The organism is Mesorhizobium sp. M2E.F.Ca.ET.209.01.1.1, from assembly GCF_004010375.2.
Lineage (GTDB): Bacteria > Pseudomonadota > Alphaproteobacteria > Rhizobiales > Rhizobiaceae > Mesorhizobium.
Genome location: NZ_SADP02000320.1, coordinates 1 through 393 on the forward strand (window position 1 = coordinate 1; position 393 = coordinate 393).

The 393-nt window shown below is 60.6% G+C and carries 1 pseudogene; it reads right to left on the minus strand.

What is annotated here, in order from left to right:
- Window positions 1–254: pseudogene (locus EN852_RS35820) on the minus strand (hypothetical protein); the annotation flags it as partial.
- Between the last annotated feature and the right edge of the window lie 139 nt (window positions 255–393).

Consider the following 393-nt stretch of genomic DNA (forward strand, 5'->3'; position numbering starts at 1 on the left):
GCCAGAATGGTCGCCAGCGCCACGACAACGAAGGTCGAGACAAGGTCAAGCCGGCGCAGTTTCCGGACAATGAGCATGCCGCCGACGAGCACGATCGGAAGCAATGGCAGATTGCCGCCCACCCACCAGGTGGCTGGCTGGTCGAGCAGCAGCGCGGACAGCGCCACGCCCAGCGCAGCCGGGTTGAAAAGGTGCTTCCGGCCGATGGCGAGAATGAATTTGGATGAAATCGCCCAGACGGATGTGAATACCACTGCCGCAATCCCCTTGATGTCCGTGACCGCAACCGGATCGAGGATAAGCGTCAGGATGAGTGCGGTGAGGTAGACGGACTCGTTGTGGGCCGGAACTGCGCAGACATGCGCAAAAACCTTGTTGGTGATACATCAGGCG